The sequence below is a fragment of the Pseudomonas abietaniphila genome (assembly GCF_039697315.1).
Classification (GTDB): domain Bacteria; phylum Pseudomonadota; class Gammaproteobacteria; order Pseudomonadales; family Pseudomonadaceae; genus Aquipseudomonas; species Aquipseudomonas abietaniphila_B.
Genome location: NZ_CP155619.1, coordinates 2,040,130 through 2,057,875 on the forward strand (window position 1 = coordinate 2,040,130; position 17,746 = coordinate 2,057,875).

At 61.0% G+C, this 17,746-nt stretch carries 13 protein-coding genes; 12 read left to right on the forward strand and 1 reads right to left on the reverse strand.

Annotated features, from left to right (window positions below; genetic code table 11):
* Positions 1 to 7 precede the first annotated feature (7 nt).
* Positions 8 to 1,834 carry a phosphogluconate dehydratase gene (gene edd, locus ABDX87_RS09020; RefSeq protein WP_346832551.1) on the reverse strand — a complete coding sequence of 609 codons (1,827 nt, stop codon included), beginning with the start codon at positions 1,832 to 1,834 and terminating at the stop codon, positions 8 to 10.
* Positions 1,835 to 2,071: 237 nt separating this feature from the next.
* On the opposite strand from edd, the gene gap reads away from it, so the two are divergent.
* The 12 genes from gap (at position 2,072) to gcvT (ending at position 17,538) form a co-directional block, all read left to right on the forward strand.
* Positions 2,072 to 3,073 carry a type I glyceraldehyde-3-phosphate dehydrogenase gene (gap, locus tag ABDX87_RS09025; protein WP_346832552.1) on the forward strand — a complete coding sequence of 334 codons (1,002 nt, stop codon included), beginning with the start codon at positions 2,072 to 2,074 and terminating at the stop codon, positions 3,071 to 3,073.
* 311 nt (positions 3,074 to 3,384) lie between these two features.
* A complete protein-coding gene (locus ABDX87_RS09030; protein ID WP_346832553.1) occupies positions 3,385 to 3,900 on the forward strand; it encodes an RNA polymerase sigma factor in 516 nt (171 codons plus the stop codon).
* Between the two features lie 97 nt (positions 3,901 to 3,997).
* Positions 3,998 to 4,963: a FecR family protein gene (locus ABDX87_RS09035; RefSeq protein WP_431061220.1), complete on the forward strand. Its 966-nt coding sequence runs from the start codon at positions 3,998 to 4,000 to the stop codon at positions 4,961 to 4,963.
* 121 nt (positions 4,964 to 5,084) lie between these two features.
* Positions 5,085 to 7,673: a TonB-dependent receptor gene (locus ABDX87_RS09040; protein WP_346832554.1), complete on the forward strand. Its 2,589-nt coding sequence runs from the start codon at positions 5,085 to 5,087 to the stop codon at positions 7,671 to 7,673.
* A 233-nt stretch (positions 7,674 to 7,906) separates the two neighbouring features.
* Complete coding sequence (locus ABDX87_RS09045; RefSeq protein WP_346832555.1) at positions 7,907 to 8,506, forward strand: biliverdin-producing heme oxygenase; 600 nt, start codon at positions 7,907 to 7,909, stop codon at positions 8,504 to 8,506.
* A 96-nt stretch (positions 8,507 to 8,602) separates the two neighbouring features.
* A complete protein-coding gene (locus tag ABDX87_RS09050; RefSeq protein WP_431061221.1) occupies positions 8,603 to 9,028 on the forward strand; it encodes a YbaN family protein in 426 nt (141 codons plus the stop codon).
* Between the two features lie 60 nt (positions 9,029 to 9,088).
* Positions 9,089 to 9,439: a DUF5064 family protein gene (locus tag ABDX87_RS09055; RefSeq protein WP_346832556.1), complete on the forward strand. Its 351-nt coding sequence runs from the start codon at positions 9,089 to 9,091 to the stop codon at positions 9,437 to 9,439.
* A gap of 249 nt (positions 9,440 to 9,688) precedes the next feature.
* Positions 9,689 to 11,197: a sigma-54-dependent transcriptional regulator gene (locus ABDX87_RS09060; RefSeq protein WP_346832557.1), complete on the forward strand. Its 1,509-nt coding sequence runs from the start codon at positions 9,689 to 9,691 to the stop codon at positions 11,195 to 11,197.
* A 268-nt stretch (positions 11,198 to 11,465) separates the two neighbouring features.
* Complete coding sequence (gene gcvH, locus ABDX87_RS09065; protein WP_074753791.1) at positions 11,466 to 11,849, forward strand: glycine cleavage system protein GcvH; 384 nt, start codon at positions 11,466 to 11,468, stop codon at positions 11,847 to 11,849.
* 10 nt (positions 11,850 to 11,859) lie between these two features.
* Positions 11,860 to 14,718 (forward strand): aminomethyl-transferring glycine dehydrogenase, encoded by a 2,859-nt coding sequence (gene gcvP / locus ABDX87_RS09070; protein WP_346832558.1) that lies wholly within the window; start codon positions 11,860 to 11,862, stop codon positions 14,716 to 14,718.
* 251 nt (positions 14,719 to 14,969) lie between these two features.
* Positions 14,970 to 16,346, forward strand: coding sequence for an L-serine ammonia-lyase (locus ABDX87_RS09075; protein ID WP_346832559.1), 1,377 nt, complete (start codon positions 14,970 to 14,972; stop codon positions 16,344 to 16,346).
* Between the two features lie 70 nt (positions 16,347 to 16,416).
* Positions 16,417 to 17,538, forward strand: a complete 1,122-nt coding sequence (gene gcvT / locus ABDX87_RS09080) for a glycine cleavage system aminomethyltransferase GcvT (protein ID WP_346832560.1) — start codon at positions 16,417 to 16,419, stop codon at positions 17,536 to 17,538.
* The last annotated feature ends 208 nt before the right edge of the window (positions 17,539 to 17,746 follow it).

The following is a 17,746-nucleotide window of genomic DNA, read 5'->3' on the forward strand; positions in this document are numbered from 1 at the left end:
GCCAATGTCACTTGAGCGTCTCCAGATTCGAAGTAAAGGCGCTGGCGCCCTTCTCTGCCGAGCTGAAGGCCATGCGCATGAAACCGAACAGCTCGCGACCGGTGCCCACGTTATGGGACAGGCGACCAATTGCCGGCTCTCTGGCGGCCAATTCTGCCGGTTCGATCAGAACTTGCAATGTCCCTTTTACGCCATCTACCCGAATGAGGTCCCCATCACGCACAAGTGCCAATGGGCCACCATCGGAGGCTTCGGGGCACACATGGATCGCTGCCGGGATTTTCCCCGACGCGCCGGACATGCGACCGTCGGTGATCAGCGCGACCTTGAAGCCCCGATCCTGCAGCACGCCGAGGAACGGCGTCATCTTGTGAAGTTCTGGCATGCCGTTGGAACGCGGCCCCTGGAAACGCATGACCGCGACGAAGTCACACTCCAGTTCGCCAGCCTTGAACGCATCGGCCAGGTCCTGCTGATCTTCGAACACTTTGGCCGGTGCCTCGACGATCTGATGCTCCAGCGCAACAGCCGACACTTTCATCACGCCGCGCCCCAGATTGCCTTCCATCACGCGCAAGCCGCCTTCCGGCGAGAACGGACGGGCGATCGGGCGAAGAATGTTTTCATCCAGGCTTTCGATCGGGCCGTCGCGCCAGACCAGTTTGCCGTCATCGAGGAACGGCTCCTGAGTGTAACGACGCAGGCCGCGACCGACCACGGTGTTGACGTCCTCGTGCAACAGCCCGGCATCGAGCAGTTCGCGGATCAGGAACGACATGCCGCCCGCCGCCTGGAAATGGTTAATGTCGGCTTTGCCGTTTGGATAGACGTGGGTCAGGGTCGGCACGACCTCGGACAGGTCCGCCATGTCCTGCCAGGTCAACTGGATGCCCGCGCATTGGGCGATGGCCGGCATGTGCAGCGTGTGGTTGGTGGAACCACCCGTCGCGTGCAGGGCAACAATCGAGTTGACCAGCGAACGCTCGTCCACAATCTCACCCAGTGGAATGAATTCACCGCTCTGTTTGGTCAGACGCGTCACCTGATACGCCGCCTCGCGGGTCAGGGCATCGCGCAGCGGTGTGTACGGATTGACAAAGGAGGCGCCCGGCAAGTGCAGCCCCATGACTTCCATCAACAGCTGGTTGGTGTTCGCCGTGCCGTAGAAGGTGCAGGTGCCCGGACCGTGATAGGACTTCATTTCCGAGTCCAGCAGCTCCTCACGCGTGGCCTTGCCTTCGGCGTAACGCTGACGCACGTCGGCTTTTTCCTTGTTGGAAATGCCCGACACCATCGGTCCGCCCGGCACGAAGATCGTCGGCAGGTGACCAAACCGCAGGGAGCCCATCAGCAGGCCCGGCACGATCTTGTCGCAGATACCCAGCATCAACGCGGCGTCGAACATGTTGTGGGACAGCGCGACCGCCGTTGCCATGGCGATGACTTCACGGCTGGCCAGACTCAGTTCCATGCCCGGCTCGCCTTGGGTCACGCCGTCGCACATGGCCGGCACGCCGCCGGCGAACTGACCGACCGAGCCGATTTCACGCAGGGCCTTTTTGATCTGTTCCGGGAAATGTTCGTAAGGCTGATGCGCCGACAGCATGTCGTTGTACGAAGACACGATGGCCACGTTGGCCGCGTTCATCATGCGCAGGCTGTTCTTGTCATCGGTGCCACAGGCCGCAACGCCATGCGCAAAGTTTGCGCATTGCAGCTTGCCGCGCATCGGACCGTCGCTCGCCGCGCCCCGGATCAATTGCAGATAGCGCTGACGGGTTTCACGGCTGCGAGCAATCAGCCGTTCGGTTACCTCAAGGACGCGGGGATGCATTGTCATGAACTCCAGGCTAGCGGATGTGGTCACCCGTTCAGGCGCTTACAAAAACCGTCGTGGAATCATGCCCCCAATGAAACGCTTCAGCAAAGGCTTTGATTTTCAGACAGTTGTGATGGCTTGACGGGTTTCTATTTGTAGATAAAACAAAATACTGCCACTAAAAAGGCTTGTTTTCTATTTTTATGAGAATAATCTTGTAATTCCAACAACAAATTCACTGAGGACGGGTGTATGACTCTCCGCATCGCAATCAATGGCTTTGGCCGAATCGGCCGCAACGTCCTACGCGCACTCTATACCCAAGGCTACCGTCAGGACCTGCAGGTCGTCGCCATCAACGATCTGGGCGACAGCGAGATCAACGCCCACCTTCTCAAGTACGACACCGTTCACGGCCCGTTCGACGGCACAGTGGAGCACGACAAGGAAAGTCTGACCGTCAATGGTGACCGTATTTCGGTCAGCGCCATCCGCAACCCGGCCGAGCTGCCGTGGAAGTCCTTGAACATTGACGTCGTATTCGAATGCACCGGTCTGTTCACCGACCGCAACAAGGTGGCGGCCCATATCACTGCAGGCGCCAAGAAGGTCATCATCTCCGCCCCGGCCAAAGGCGCCGACGCCACCGTGGTCTACGGCGTCAACCACGATGTGCTGCGTCAGTCGCACCAAGTGATTTCCAACGCGTCGTGCACCACCAACTGCCTGGCGCCTGTGGCGCAGGTGTTGAACCGTGAGCTGGGCATCGAGAGCGGTCTGATGACCACGATCCACGCCTACACCAACGACCAGAACCTGATCGACGTCTACCACACCGACCCGTACCGCGCGCGTTCGGCGACCCAATCGATGATTCCGAGCAAGACCGGCGCAGCTGAAGCCGTGGGCCTGGTGCTGCCAGAACTGGCCGGCAAACTGACCGGCATGGCGGTGCGCGTACCGGTGATCAACGTGTCGCTGGTTGACCTGACCATTCAGCTGAAGCGCGATGCAACGGCCGATGAGGTCAATGCGATCATGAAAGAAGCGGCACAGCACTCGAAAATCCTGGGTTACAACACCCTCCCGCTGGTGTCCCACGACTTCAACCACAACCCGCTGTCATCGATTTTCGACGCCAACCACACCAAAGTCAGCGGTCGCCTGCTGAAGGTGTTGGCCTGGTATGACAACGAGTGGGGTTTCTCGAACCGCATGCTGGATAACTGCCTGGCGCTGATGAACGCCGAGTAACCTTTGTAGGAGCGCGCTTGGTCTGGACCGCATCCGGACGAACACTGAAGTCCAGCCACACTAGATGTGCAGGATGTACCGGCCTCTTCGTCCGGATGCGCCCAGACCGAGCTCGCGAATGCTGAAGTCCAGTCGCAGCAAATGTGCAGGAGGTTCCGGCTTCTTCGTCCGGATGCGGCCCAGACCAAGCTCGCTCCCACAGTAGACAGCCTCGCCGTACCTGCCTTTACATTTCCTTTGCAACTTTCCACCTTGCCAATGAAGCAGATGATTAGCATTATCATTAACTGAACTTCTGGTTGGGTATCCCTGTGAGTCAGTCTCACTTCAACGACGTTTTCCTCGCACGACGAACGATCCTGCTACGCACGCTGCAGCGCATGGTCCGCAACCCCAGTACCGCCGAAGATTTGCTGCAGGAAACCTACCTGCGCGTGACCCGTGCGCTGGGTGAACGCGCCATCGCTCATCTCGAGCCTTTCGTTTTCCAGACCGCACGCAATCTGGCGCTGGATCACTTACGCGCCCACCGAATCCATTCGCGCACCATCGTCGACGATGCGCCTATTGCCGACATCCACAATGTGGTCGCGCCCGACGCTGCGCTGGAGGATGCAGCCCATGCCAATCGTCTGCTGGAAGGCCTGAGCGCCAGCCTGGAAAAACTCACGCCCAGGCAACAGAAAATCTTCACGTTGAGTCGGCTTCACGGTGCCAGTTACCTGGAGATCGCCGAGCAGTTGGGCGTGTCGGCCAGCACCGTGCAAAAGGAACTCAAGCTGATCATGGCGATTTGCGTCGGCGTCGCAGCCCGACTCGAGCGCTGATGAGAGCGGCTTGATCCAAACGATAAGAAACCCGGCGGCCGGTCAGCGACTGTAAGCGCTAAACTTCCGCCCCAAACCGTGTACCCGAGGACGCTCCTTGACGGACTCTCACTCACCTGACCCCGGTCAGGCAGCCGACGCGCTGAATGAACGCGCCATGGATCAGGCCCTGAACTGGCTGATCGAACTGGACGATGCCGACGCACAGCAGCAGGCCCGCTTTCAGGACTGGCTGGCGGCCGACCCTGCTCACCGCGAAGCCTTCGTCAGGGCCGAGGCCGTCTGGAATTCTCAGCCGGTGCTGGACGCGGCCGTACAGCTGGCCGCGCCGAAAAAGCCTTCGATGCTGCGCCGTCTGCGCCCACATTGGGTGCCATTGGCCACTGCGGCGGCGTTGCTGCTGGGGCTTTTCAACTTCAGCGACCTGCCCTTGCGATTAAAAGCCGACCACTTGACCGTGGCCGGAGAGCGCCAGCGGCTGGAGCTTTCGGATGGTTCGAAGGTGCTACTCAATACCCGATCGGCGTTCTCCAGCGAACTGGATGACCGCCAGCGCGTCGCCCGGCTTTATCAAGGTGAAGCCTTCTTCGAAGTCCCGACAGCGAAGGGTATGCCGCTGGAAGTCGAAGCCGGTCCGGTGCGTATGAGCGCCAGCAGCACCGCGTTCGCAGTCCGCTACCTGGACGGCGTGGCGCAGATTCAGGTCGAGCGCGGCGCGGTGAATGTGCAGGCGATCCCAGGTCGTTCCCAGGTCAGCCTTGGCGCCGGGGACAGCCTGCGGGTAGGGCCTGATGGCGTTGGCCATCGGGAAAAAGTCGACCAGAACAAGGATCTGGCCTGGATTCAAGGACGATTGATCTTCGATAACTGCCCGATGAGCGAAGTCCTGGCCGAGTTGCGGCGCTACTACCCGGGCTGGATCGTCAACGCCAATGCACGATTGGATCAGGTCGCCGTGACCGGCAATTACCGTCTGGACAACCCGATCGACGTAGTGCGCTCGCTGGCACACATCACCTCCGCACGCCTGCACGAGCTGCCCGCGCTGGTCATTTTGAACTGAGGTCAATTATTTTTACGCGATAGCCGTACGTCGTACGTCTCGTTATAGCCAATGCAAGTGATTCCTATTAACAAAACACTTGCCAACACTATAACGACCCGTATGACAGGGAGCGCTATCAATGCCGTCCAGGTTCACCCCCGCCACATCCGAATCGCCGCGAACCACCCGCCATTTCACCCTCTCGCTGCTGACCGTTGCCGTATTCTCTGCCGGCCTTCACAGCGCGCCTATCGCCGCCGCCGAACAGCCGGCACGCGTTGCAGGCAGCTACCCGTTCTCGATCAGCCAGCAACCATTGGTGTCTGCGCTGAACGAATTCAGCAAGATCACGGGCTGGCAGGTCGGCATGGCGTCGGATCTGGCGCAGAACGTGACGTCGCCCGGCGTCAGCGGCACGATGTCCGCAGAAAAAGCCCTGGAGCGCCTGCTTGCGGGCAGCAACCTGAACTACCGCAGCCTCGGCAATAACAACGTCGTGCTGGAAAAACGCAGCAGTTCCGGCGCCCTGGCGCTGGAGCAAGTGACGGTCAGCGCAACACGGCAGGCGCAATCGGTGGACTCGGTTCCCAGCACCGTCACCGTACACGACCGGACGGAACTGGATCGGCAGAACGTCAACACCATTCGTGATCTGGTGCGCTATGAACCCGGTGTGTCCGTAGGCGGCGCGGGTCAACGTGCGGGGACCAGCGGCTACAACATCCGCGGCATCGACGGCGACCGGATCCTCACGCAAGTCGACGGCGTCGAAGTGCCCGACAACTATTTCTCCGGGCCTTACGCCAGCACCCATCGCAATTACGTCGACCCGGAAATCATCAAGCGCGTCGAGATCCTGCGCGGCCCTGCATCGGCGCTGTACGGCAGCAGCGCGATCGGTGGTGCGGTCAGCTACTACACACTCGACCCGGAAGACATCATCAAGCCCGGCCGTGACGTCGGCGCGCGCTTGAAAACCGGTTACAGCTCGGCGGACGACAGCTGGCTGAACTCAGCGACGGTGGCAGGCCGTGAAGGCGATTTCGACGGTTTGTTGCACGTCAGCCAGCGCAATGGCCGCGAAACGGAATCCTATGGCGAACACGGTGGCACCGGCCTGAGCCGCACCGCCGCCAACCCTGAAGACATCCGCGCTACAAATGTGCTGGCCAAGCTGGGCTGGAACTATGGCGACAACGACCGTCTGGCCTTCACCTACGAGAAGTACAAGGACGACACGCACACCAACCAGAAAAGCGCGGTGGGCGGGCCGTTCACAAGCGGTCGTGGTTTCGGTTTCTATCGGGGACGCGAAGGCAACGATGTCATTACGCGCGAGCGCTTCGGACTGGAAAACACCTTTGCGCTGGACAGCCTGCTGATCGACAACGTGAAGTGGACCCTGAATTACCAGATCGCCAAAACCGATCAGAACACGATCGAGCGGTATGTGCCGGGCAGCCGGGATGTCTGGCGTACGCGCGATACAACGTACAAAGAGCGCCAGTGGATCTTCGACGCCCAGCTCGACAAGGCTTTCAGTATCGCCGACACCGAGCACCTGTTGACCTACGGCACCACGATCAAGCAACAGAAAGTCACCGGCGAACGCAGCGGCACCGCAACGTGCGCTGCCGTGCTCGGCACGTGCCGCACCATCGGAGCGACGAGCCCGACGGCGTCCGACAGCCTGGCGCCGAACAGCGACTTCCCGGATCCGACGATCAACACCTACGCGCTGTTCGCTCAGGATCAGATCAAGTGGGGCGACTGGACCTTCATGCCGGGTGCGCGCTATGACTACACCACGCTCAACCCGCACGCCACCGACGAGTTTCTGCGCGCCGTCAGCCTGACCAGCAAGGACCAGTTCAACGACAAAGAGAAGAAGTGGCATCGCCTGTCGCCCAAACTGGGCGTGACGTACGCGATCGACGACGCCTACACCTGGTACGGCCAATACGCCGAAGGCTTCCGCACACCGAGCGCGAAAGCACTGTATGGCCGCTTCGAGAACCTGAATACCGGTTACATCGTCGAACCGAACCCCAACCTCGAACCGGAAAAGAGCAAGAGCTACGAAACCGGTCTGCGTGGGCGTTTCGACGAGGGCTCGTTCGACGTTGCAGTGTTCTACAACAAATACCGCGACTTCATTAATGAAGACGCCATCCAGCCAGCCACGTCGACTCAGGCCGTGTTCCAGTCCAACAACATCAAACACGCCACGATCAAAGGCGTGGAGCTTAAAGGTCGCCTGAACCTGGACAGCTTCGGTGCACCGCAAGGCCTCTACACCCAAGGCTCGTTGGCCTACCTGTACGGTCGCAATGACGACACCGGCCAGCCGATCAACAGCGTCAACCCACTGACCGGCGTGTTTGGTCTGGGTTATGACCAGGACAAGTACGGCGGCTTGCTGAGCTGGACGCTGGTCAAGCGCAAGACCCGAGTGGACGACACCAACTTCCATGCGCCGGACGGTTCGTCCACCCAGTTCAAGACACCGGGTTTCGGTCTGCTGGACCTGACCGGCTTCTACAAAGTGACCGACGACGTGACCGTCAGCGGCGGCCTGTACAACCTCGCCGACAAGAAATACTGGCTGTGGGATGACGTGCGCGGCTACGACGGTGTCGGCGAAGCCGGCGTGACCGCACCCGCCAGCCTGGACCGCCTGACCCAGCCGGGCCGCAACGTCGCGATCAATCTGGTGTGGGATATCTAACTGAAATGAAAGCCACCCCTTTGTAGGAGCGTGGCTTGTCCCGCGATCTGCCGGGAACCGGCAGCGAAACCTGAGCACGCGGTGTTTAAGCACTAACGGGGCGCAGGCGTCACGACTGCTTCGCAGCCGATCGCGGGACAAGCCTCGCTCCTACAGGGGTGCGTCGTATTTTTTTACTCACAAACGGCGCTCACTCGTCTCGTTAACAAACGCCTCTTTTCCAAGGAAGACACATGTCCCAAGCCCCCATTCGTCGCTCCCAGCGTCTGAACCAGATCACTCACGCCCCGCACGAGCAACTGGACAAGGCAGTCAAGGCCAACGCGCCGTTCGAATCACTGGCCAGTTACACCCGCTTCCTGAGCGCGCAGTATCTGTTTCAGCAAGAGCTCAAGGCGCTGTACACCGATCCTCAACTGATCGAACTGATCGCCGACCTGCCCGAGCGTTGCCGTGCGGAACAGGCAAAGGCCGACCTCAATGACCTGGGCATGCCGATTCCCGGCACTGTCGCCGGCTCGGTCAATCACCCTCCGCTGGCCGAAGCCTTGGGCTGGCTGTTCGTGTCGGAAGGCTCGAAGCTGGGCGCGGCGTACCTGATCAAACGCGCCGTGGCCTTGAACCTCAGTGAGACCTTCGGCGCCCGTCATCTGGGCGAACCCGCTGGCGGCCGAGCCGACGGCTGGAAGCGCTTCATTCGTATCCTCGACGATCTGCCGTTCAACGAGGAACAGGAACGCCAGATCGACACAGGCGCCATCGCCGCGTTCGAACGTTTCAACGTGCTGCTGGAGCATGCCTATACGTCGGCTGCCGAAGCGCAGCCTGCCTGAACGCACGCCTTTTGCGCCCGGCGCTGTTAAGCTGGGCGCCTTTTCGAGGGGGATGAACCCTCGACGCATTTCTTTACCCGGCAGTACCCGAGACTCATGACCAGTACCCCCCAAGGCAGCAAACTGTCCCGCATCCTGTTTGGCATCCTGGCCTACGTCAGCCTCGCCATCGGCATCATCGCGATTTTCATTCCAGGGCTGCCCACCACCGAATTCATCCTGCTGGCCGCATGGGCCGCGACCAAAAGCTCACCGCGTTTGAGCGCCTGGCTGGACAATCACCGCCTGTTCGGCCCCATGCTGAGCAACTGGCGTAACGGCAAGCTCATCGCACGCAGCGCGAAAATCAGCGCAACCGTCACCATGCTGATCTGCGCCGTGATGATGCTGGTCGTGCTCAAGCACAACTGGTGGATTTACTTCGCCGTGGCCGGCATGGTGCTGGTCAACCTGTGGATCTGGTCCCGACCGGAACCGGGTGCACAGAACGCTGAATGCCCGGAGTCTCCAGGCCAGCGCTGAACCCATGCGATGGCACACGGTCTGCTCCTTACCGTCATTGATTTCTGAAGGAGCAGTCACATGTTCGAGCCAGGTCATTTGCACATCGCCCGCCCCGCCTTGCAGCCCGACGATGTCGGTTACGACATTCATATCCGCTATGAAGTGAGCCAGACCGACTCGGGTGCAGGCATGCACTTCACGATGGACGGCGACATCAACGGCAAGCCCTTTAACGAAACCTTCGACCTGCCCAAGGACCTGGCTTATAACTTTGCCAGTGAGGCTTCGCGCATCGCCGAAAAACACGGTCTGCCGAGAAACATCGAGCTTCACACGGTTCACACCGAGTACGACCACATGTTCGAAGACATTCGCCACAAACTCGACATGAAATCGGGCGACGCGGTGAAGCCGGAGCATTTGGAGTAATTCACTCCTAGAACTTCACAAAACCTGTGGGAGCGAGCTTGGTCTGGGCCGCATCCGGACGAATGCGTAGGCCGGGCCTACAGAGATGCGTCAGTGGTACCGCCATTCGTCCGGATGCGGCCCAGACCAAGCTCGCTCCCACAGATTTTTTAAGCGTCCGGGTTCCTGAGGCGTCAGCGCTGTAGCGCGAGATACCACCATTTACTGGCATAATCGCCCCCGTCTTCCGCCCGAACCTCTCCGCCCCCCATGCGCATCCACGTTACGTTCATCGACCGCGTCGGCATCACCCAGGAAGTGCTGGCGATCCTCGGCGGCCGGAATCTGAACCTCGATGCCGTGGAAATGGTGCCACCCAACGTCTATATCGACGCGCCGACCCTCAGCCACGACGTCCTCGAAGAGCTCAAGGACCGGCTGTTTCGCGTGCGCGGCGTGGAAGCGATCACCGTGGTCGACATCCTTCCTGGTCAGCGCCGCCACCTCCAACTGGATGCCTTGCTCGCCGCCATGACCGATCCGGTGCTGGCGCTGGACAGTGCAGGCCATGTTCTGCTGGCGAACCCGGCGCTCGTGGCGCTTTACGGTCGAGAGCCGGCGGGCGAATCGGTCGGCGAACTGTTTTCCGATCCTGCCCTGCAAACCGCGTTGCTGGAAAACGGCTTTCGACTGCCACTGCGCGAGGTCACGCTGAACGGCGAAGCTTTGCTGCTGGATGCCACGCCGATCACTGACGCCGGCGCGCTGCTGACGCTGTACTTGCCCAGTCGCATCGGAGAGCGGCTGTCGGCATTGCACCACGATCACGCTGAAGGCTTCGATGCACTGCTGGGCGATTCCGCACCGATCCGCACACTCAAAGCTCGCGCCCAGCGGGTCGCCGCACTCGATGCGCCCTTGCTGATCCAGGGCGAAACCGGCACCGGTAAAGAGCTGGTTGCCCGCGCCTGCCACGCCGTCAGCGCTCGCAACGGCGCACCGTTCCTGGCACTGAACTGCGCGGCACTGCCGGAAAACCTCGCGGAAAGCGAACTGTTCGGCTACGCGCCTGGCGCCTTTACCGGCGCGCAACGGGGTGGCAAGCCCGGCCTGATGGAGCTCGCCAACCAGGGCACGGTGTTTCTCGACGAGATCGGGGAAATGTCACCGTACCTCCAGGCCAAGCTGCTGCGATTCCTGAACGACGGCAGCTTTCGCCGCGTGGGCGGCGACAAGGAAGTGAAGGTTAACGTACGCATACTCAGCGCGACCCACCGCAACCTGGAAAAGATGGTTGCCGAAGGCACGTTCCGTGAAGACCTGTTCTACCGTCTGAATGTGTTGAACCTGGAAGTTCCACCACTGCGAGAGCGCGGTCAGGACATCCTGTTGCTCGCGCGCTATTTCATGGAACAGGCCTGCACACAGATTCAGCGCCCGGTGTGTCGCCTCGCGCCAGGTACGTACCCTGCCCTGCTCGGCAACCGCTGGCCGGGCAACGTGCGGCAGTTGCAGAACGTGATCTTTCGCGCAGCGGCCATTTGCGAGAGCGCGTTGGTGGACATCGGTGATCTCGACATCGCGGGCACGTCGGTGGCGCGAGAGAACGATGGCGAAATTGAAAGCCTGGAAGCGGCCGTCGAAGACTTCGAGAAATCCCTGCTGGAAAAGCTCTACAGCCATTACCCCTCGACCCGCCAGCTCGCCGCCCGCTTGCAAACGTCCCACACGGCCATCGCCCATCGACTGCGCAAGTACGGGATTTCAACGAAAAGCTGATCTGGCCAGCGGAATGAATTCGATACACCGGAACGATACCGTTACGACCTGCGCATATCCCCATCCGACAAGGCGTTGATCACACAACACTTTTCAAACCCGGAATATCTGTAGCGATTTCGCTACACCCATACCTTGCAAAAAAATCCCGAAACCTGCCGAAACCCTTGATCTACGGCCTTCGAGCAACCTTGGCCGCAAACTTGCTATGCATCTGCCCATCACGCTCGCGCCATCGACGAGCGATTTTTCATTCAGGGGAGTTTGCATGAGCGATTTGCGTTTTACCGAAGATCACGAGTGGCTGCGTGCCGAAGCAGACGGCAGCGTCACGGTCGGCATCACGGCTTTCGCGCAGGACGCACTGGGTGACGTGGTTTTCGTACAACTCCCTGAGCTGCAGGCCTACGACAAGGGCGCCGAAGCCGCCACCGTTGAATCGGTGAAAGCCGCCAGCGGCGTGTACATGCCGCTCAACGGTGAAGTCGTCGAGGTCAACCCGGCGCTGGACGCCAACCCGGAACTGGTCAACGAAGACCCAATGGGCCAGGGCTGGTTCTTCCGTTTCATCCCTTCCGACGCCGCCGCTGTCGGCCAACTGCTGGATCAGGACGCCTACGACCGCCTGATCAAAGCCAACGCCGAAGCCTGAGGAACGCGCAATGACTGACCGTATCGAATTGAGCACCGCCAACGAGTTCATCGCCCGTCATATCGGCCCGCGCGCCGACGACGAGAAAGCGATGCTCGCGACCCTGGGTTTCGACTCCCTGGAAGCCCTGAGCGCCAGCGTCATCCCGGAATCCATCAAAGGCACCACCGTACTGGGCCTGTCTGCCGGTCAAAGCGAAGCTGACGCCCTGGCTGACATCAAAGCCATCGCCGGCAAGAACCAACTGTTCAAGACCTTCATCGGCCAGGGTTACTACAACACCCACACGCCGGCGCCGATCTTGCGCAACCTGCTGGAAAACCCGGCCTGGTACACCGCCTACACCCCGTATCAGCCAGAAATTTCCCAAGGTCGTCTGGAGTCGCTGCTGAACTTCCAGACCCTGATCAGCGACCTGACCGGCCTGCCGATTGCCAACGCCTCGCTGCTGGACGAAGCCACTGCGGCCGCCGAAGCCATGACCTTCTGCAAACGTCTGAGCAAGAACAAAAGCAGCCACAAATTCTTCGCCTCCGCGCATTGCCACCCACAGACCCTCGACGTGCTGCGCACTCGCGCCGAGCCGCTGGGCATCGAAGTGGTCGTGGCGGACGAAAGCCAACTGACCGATGTCAGCGAATTCTTCGGCGCCCTGCTGCAATACCCGGCGAGCAATGGCGACCTGTTCGACTATCGCGAACTGGTTGAACGCTTCCACGCCGCCAACGCCCTGGTGGCCGTCGCTGCCGATCTGCTGGCCCTGACCCTGCTGACGCCTCCGGGCGAATTCGGCGCGGACGTCGCCATCGGCAGCGCACAACGCTTCGGTGTGCCGCTGGGCTTTGGTGGCCCGCACGCGGCTTACTTCTCCACCAAAGACGCCTACAAGCGCGACATGCCTGGCCGTCTGGTCGGGGTGTCGATCGACCGTTTCGGCAAGACCGCGCTGCGTCTGGCCATGCAGACCCGCGAACAACACATCCGTCGCGAGAAAGCGACCAGCAACATCTGCACCGCGCAGGTGCTGCTCGCCAACATCGCCAGCATGTACGCCGTTTACCATGGCCCGCGCGGCCTGACCCGCATCGCCAACCGCGTGCATCACCTGACCGCGATTCTCGCCGAAGGTCTGAGCCAGCTGGGTCAAAACGTCGAACAAGCCTTCTTCTTCGACAGCATCACCCTCGACACCGGCGCCAAGACCGCCGAACTGCACGCCAAGGCGCGCGCTCAGCAGATCAACCTGCGTGAAGTCGACGCTCAACGTCTGGGCCTGTCGCTGGACGAAACCACTCAACAAGCCGACGTCGAAACGCTATGGACACTGTTCGCCGCCGAGGGCCAGGGCCTGCCTGACTTCGCCGCGCTGGCCGCCAGCGTCGAGGCGCGCCTGCCTGCCGAACTGAAGCGTCAGTCGCCGATCCTCAGTCACCCGGTGTTCAATCGTTACCACTCCGAAACCGAGCTGATGCGCTACCTGCGTCGCCTGGCTGACAAGGACCTGGCGCTGGACCGCACCATGATCCCGCTGGGCTCGTGCACCATGAAGCTCAACGCCGCCAGCGAAATGATCCCGGTCACCTGGGCCGAGTTCGGTAACCTGCACCCGTTCGCGCCGGCCGAGCAAAGCGCCGGCTACCAACAACTGACCGACGAACTGGAAGCGATGCTGTGTGCCGCCACCGGTTACGACGCGATCTCCCTGCAACCGAACGCCGGTTCCCAAGGCGAATACGCCGGTCTGCTGGCCATTCGTGCGTATCACCAGAGCCGTGGCGATGACCGTCGCGACATCTGCCTGATCCCGTCGTCGGCCCACGGCACCAACCCGGCCACCGCCAACATGGCCGGCATGCGCGTCGTCGTGACCGCCTGCGATGCGCGCGGCAACGTCGACATCGAAGACCTGCGCGCCAAAGCCATCGAGCACCGCGAACACCTCGCCGCGCTGATGATCACCTACCCGTCCACCCACGGTGTGTTCGAGGAAGGCATCCGCGAGATCTGCGGCATCATCCACGATAACGGCGGTCAGGTTTACATCGACGGCGCCAACATGAACGCCATGGTCGGTCTGTGCGCACCGGGCAAGTTCGGCGGTGACGTTTCTCACCTGAACCTGCACAAGACCTTCTGCATTCCTCACGGTGGTGGCGGCCCGGGCGTTGGCCCGATCGGCGTGAAATCCCACCTGGCGCCGTTCCTGCCGGGTCACGGCAAGATGGAGCGCAAGGAAGGCGCGGTCTGCGCGGCACCGTTCGGCAGCGCAAGCATCCTGCCAATCACCTGGATGTACATCCGCATGATGGGCGGCGAAGGCCTGAAACGCGCTTCGCAACTGGCGATTCTCAACGCCAACTACATCTCCCGCCGCCTGGAAGAGCACTACCCTGTGCTGTACACCGGCAGCAGCAATCTGGTTGCACACGAGTGCATCCTCGACCTGCGTCCGCTGAAAGAAACCAGCGGCATCAGCGTCGATGACGTTGCCAAACGCCTGATCGACTTCGGCTTCCATGCGCCGACCATGTCGTTCCCGGTGGCGGGCACGCTGATGATCGAGCCGACCGAGAGCGAATCCAAGGAAGAACTGGACCGCTTCTGCGACGCGATGATCAAGATCCGCGAAGAGATCCGCGCGGTGGAAAGCGGCGCGCTGCACAAAGACGACAACCCGCTGAAAAATGCCCCACACACGGCGGCGGAGCTGGTTGGCGAGTGGAGCCACCCGTACAGCCGCGAGCAGGCGGTGTACCCGGTTGCTTCGCTGATCGAAGGCAAATACTGGCCTCCGGTCGGTCGCGTCGACAACGTGTTCGGCGACCGCAATCTGGTCTGCGCTTGCCCGTCGATCGAAGATTACGCATAACCCGCAGTCCCGAGCGCTCCAATGTGTTTGCATAGAGCGCTCATCCCTGTAGGAGCCGGCTCGCTGGCGAATGCGTCAGGTGAGACAACACTGAGGTGTCTGTCCTGACGCATTCGCCAGCAAGCCGGCTCCTACAGTGTTTGTGATATCCACTGCAGACGTGACTAACACAGCCTGTGGGAGCGAGCTTGCTCGCGACGAGTCCACTGCAATCAGTCTGTGGAACCCATAACAATAACCGGAGCCCAATCATGTCCCTGAGCGTGTTCGACCTGTTCAAGATAGGCATTGGCCCCTCCAGCTCTCACACCGTAGGCCCGATGCGCGCCGCTGCAAGGTTCGTCGAAGGTCTGCGCCGTGACGACCTGCTTTCCACCACCGCCTGCGTCAAGGTCGAGCTGTACGGCTCACTCGGCGCTACCGGCAAAGGCCACGGCAGCGATAAAGCCGTGCTGCTCGGTCTGGAAGGCGAACACCCGGACACCGTCGACACCGAACACGTCGCCGAACGCCTGCAGCGCATTCGCAGCAGCGAAACTATCAACCTGCTCGGCGAACACAGCATCGCGTTCATCGAGAAGCAACACTTGGCGATGATCCGCAAACCACTGGCCTATCACCCCAACGGCATGATCTTCCGCGCCTTTGACGAAGCAGGCCTGCAGATTCGTAGCCGCGAGTACTACTCGGTCGGTGGCGGCTTCGTCGTGGATGAGGACGCGGCCGGTGCCGACCGCATCGTCGAGGACAGCACGCCGCTGCCCTACCCGTTCACGACCGGCAAAGCGTTGATGGCCCATTGCGCGAGCACGGGCCTGTCGGTCAGCCAGATCATGCTGGCGAACGAATCGGCCTGGCGTCCCGAAGCCGAAACCCGCGAGGGCCTGTTGAAGATCTGGCAGGTCATGCAGGACTGCGTCGAGGCTGGCTGTCGTAACGAAGGCATTCTGCCGGGAGGCTTGAAGGTCAAACGGCGCGCAGCAGCCCTGCACCGTCAGCTGTGCAAGAACCCGGAAGCCGCCCTGCGCGATGCGCTGTCTGTGCTGGACTGGGTCAACCTGTACGCGTTGGCGGTCAACGAAGAAAACGCCAACGGCGGGCGCGTGGTGACGGCGCCCACCAACGGCGCGGCGGGGATCATCCCGGCGGTGTTGCATTACTACATGCGCTTCATCACCGGCGCCAACGAAGACGGCGTGATCCGCTTTCTGCTGACCGCTGCCGCCATCGGCATTCTTTATAAAGAGAACGCGTCGATTTCAGGCGCTGAAGTCGGCTGTCAGGGCGAAGTCGGGGTGGCCTGCTCCATGGCGGCCGGCGCGCTCTGCGAGGTGCTCGGCGGCAACGTTCAGCAGGTGGAGAACGCTGCGGAAATCGGCATGGAGCACAACCTCGGCCTCACCTGCGACCCGATTGGCGGCCTGGTTCAAGTGCCCTGCATCGAGCGCAACGCGATGGGTTCAGTGAAGGCCATCAATGCCGTGCGCATGGCCCTACGCGGTGACGGACAGCATTTCGTCTCGCTGGATAAAGTCATTCGCACCATGCGCCAGACCGGCGCCGACATGAAAAGCAAATACAAGGAAACAGCCCGTGGCGGGCTGGCCGTGAACATTATCGAGTGCTGATATCAGCCTATATTCATCGCGCTCCACACCCCTCGGGCCGGAGCTCGGAAACGCATTCAAGGAGTCATCGATGTCTACAGAACTGTTGAAAACCCCACTCAACGCCCTGCATCGCGAACTGGGCGCCAAGATGGTTGAATTCGCGGGCTATGACATGCCTGTGCAATACCCGCTGGGCGTGATGAAAGAGCATCTGCACACTCGCGAACAGGCAGGCCTGTTCGATGTGTCGCACATGGGCCAGATCCTCCTCACCGGTCCGAACGCCGCCAAGGCGCTGGAAACACTGGTGCCCGTGGACATCATCGACCTGCCGGTGGGCATGCAGCGCTACGCCATGTTCACCAACGAGACCGGCGGTATTCTCGATGACCTGATGGTCGCCAATCTGGGCAACGATCAGTTGATGCTGGTGGTCAACGCCGCCTGCAAAAACGAAGACCTCGCCCACCTGCAAAAACACATCGGCAGCCAGTGCGAGATCAAGCCCCTGTTCGAAGAGCGCGCACTGCTCGCCCTACAAGGCCCGCAGGCCGTGACCGCACTGGCTCGCCTGGCTCCGGCCGTCGCCAAAATGACCTTCATGCAATACACATCAACCCAGATCGACGGCATTGACTGCTTCGTCAGCCGCTCGGGTTACACCGGCGAGGATGGCTACGAGATTTCCGTCCCCGCCGATCAGGCTGACTCGCTGGCTCGTCGCCTGCTGGCTGAACCCGAAGTCGCGCCCATCGGCCTCGGCGCGCGCGATTCGCTGCGCCTGGAAGCCGGCCTTTGCCTCTACGGCCACGACATGAACACCGACACCACGCCGATCCAGGCCAGCTTGCTCTGGGCCATTTCGAAAGTGCGTCGTGCCGATGGTGCACGTGCGGGCGGTTTCCCTGGCGCCGATCAGGTATTCGCTCAGCACCAAAGCGGTGCAGCCCGCAAGCGTGTCGGGTTGTTACCGCAAGAGCGCACGCCGGTGCGTGAAGGCGCGGAAATCGTCGACGCCAACGACACGATCATCGGCACGGTCTGCAGCGGCGGCTTCGGTCCAACGCTCGGCGCCCCGCTGGCCATGGGCTACGTGGACGCCGCTTTCACCGCGCTGGAAACACCGGTCTGGGCCATCGTGCGCGGCAAGAAAGTCCCGATGCAGGTGAGCAAAATGCCTTTCGTTGCGCCACGTTACTTCCGCGGCTGAGCAGCGCGTCAAATCAACTGCGGCACTGCAACAGTGCAAAAAACTGTTTCCGTGCCGCAGTTTGCTACTTTTCGAAACAGCAATGAAACTGTCAGAAAACTGCACTTCTCCAAACAGTTAAACAGTAAAAACTATCGATTGGCCTGCGCTGGTTAAAGTTTTCAAAAAAGCAACGAAACCCCGTAAAACCGGGCTTATTCGGGGCTTG

What these genes read in the sequence shown, in the direction of transcription:
- ABDX87_RS09045 (WP_346832555.1), top strand. Translation starts at nt 7,907, where the DNA reads ATGTCCCAAGCCCCCATTCGTCGCTCCCAGCGTCTGAACCAGATCACT.
- edd (WP_346832551.1), bottom strand. Translation starts at nt 1,834, where the DNA reads ATGCATCCCCGCGTCCTTGAGGTAACCGAACGGCTGATTGCTCGCAGC.
- ABDX87_RS09055 (WP_346832556.1), top strand. Translation starts at nt 9,089, where the DNA reads ATGTTCGAGCCAGGTCATTTGCACATCGCCCGCCCCGCCTTGCAGCCC.
- ABDX87_RS09040 (WP_346832554.1), top strand. Translation starts at nt 5,085, where the DNA reads ATGCCGTCCAGGTTCACCCCCGCCACATCCGAATCGCCGCGAACCACC.
- gcvP (WP_346832558.1), top strand. Translation starts at nt 11,860, where the DNA reads ATGACTGACCGTATCGAATTGAGCACCGCCAACGAGTTCATCGCCCGT.
- gap (WP_346832552.1), top strand. Translation starts at nt 2,072, where the DNA reads ATGACTCTCCGCATCGCAATCAATGGCTTTGGCCGAATCGGCCGCAAC.
- ABDX87_RS09075 (WP_346832559.1), top strand. Translation starts at nt 14,970, where the DNA reads ATGTCCCTGAGCGTGTTCGACCTGTTCAAGATAGGCATTGGCCCCTCC.
- gcvH (WP_074753791.1), top strand. Translation starts at nt 11,466, where the DNA reads ATGAGCGATTTGCGTTTTACCGAAGATCACGAGTGGCTGCGTGCCGAA.
- ABDX87_RS09050 (WP_431061221.1), top strand. Translation starts at nt 8,603, where the DNA reads ATGACCAGTACCCCCCAAGGCAGCAAACTGTCCCGCATCCTGTTTGGC.
- ABDX87_RS09060 (WP_346832557.1), top strand. Translation starts at nt 9,689, where the DNA reads ATGCGCATCCACGTTACGTTCATCGACCGCGTCGGCATCACCCAGGAA.
- gcvT (WP_346832560.1), top strand. Translation starts at nt 16,417, where the DNA reads ATGTCTACAGAACTGTTGAAAACCCCACTCAACGCCCTGCATCGCGAA.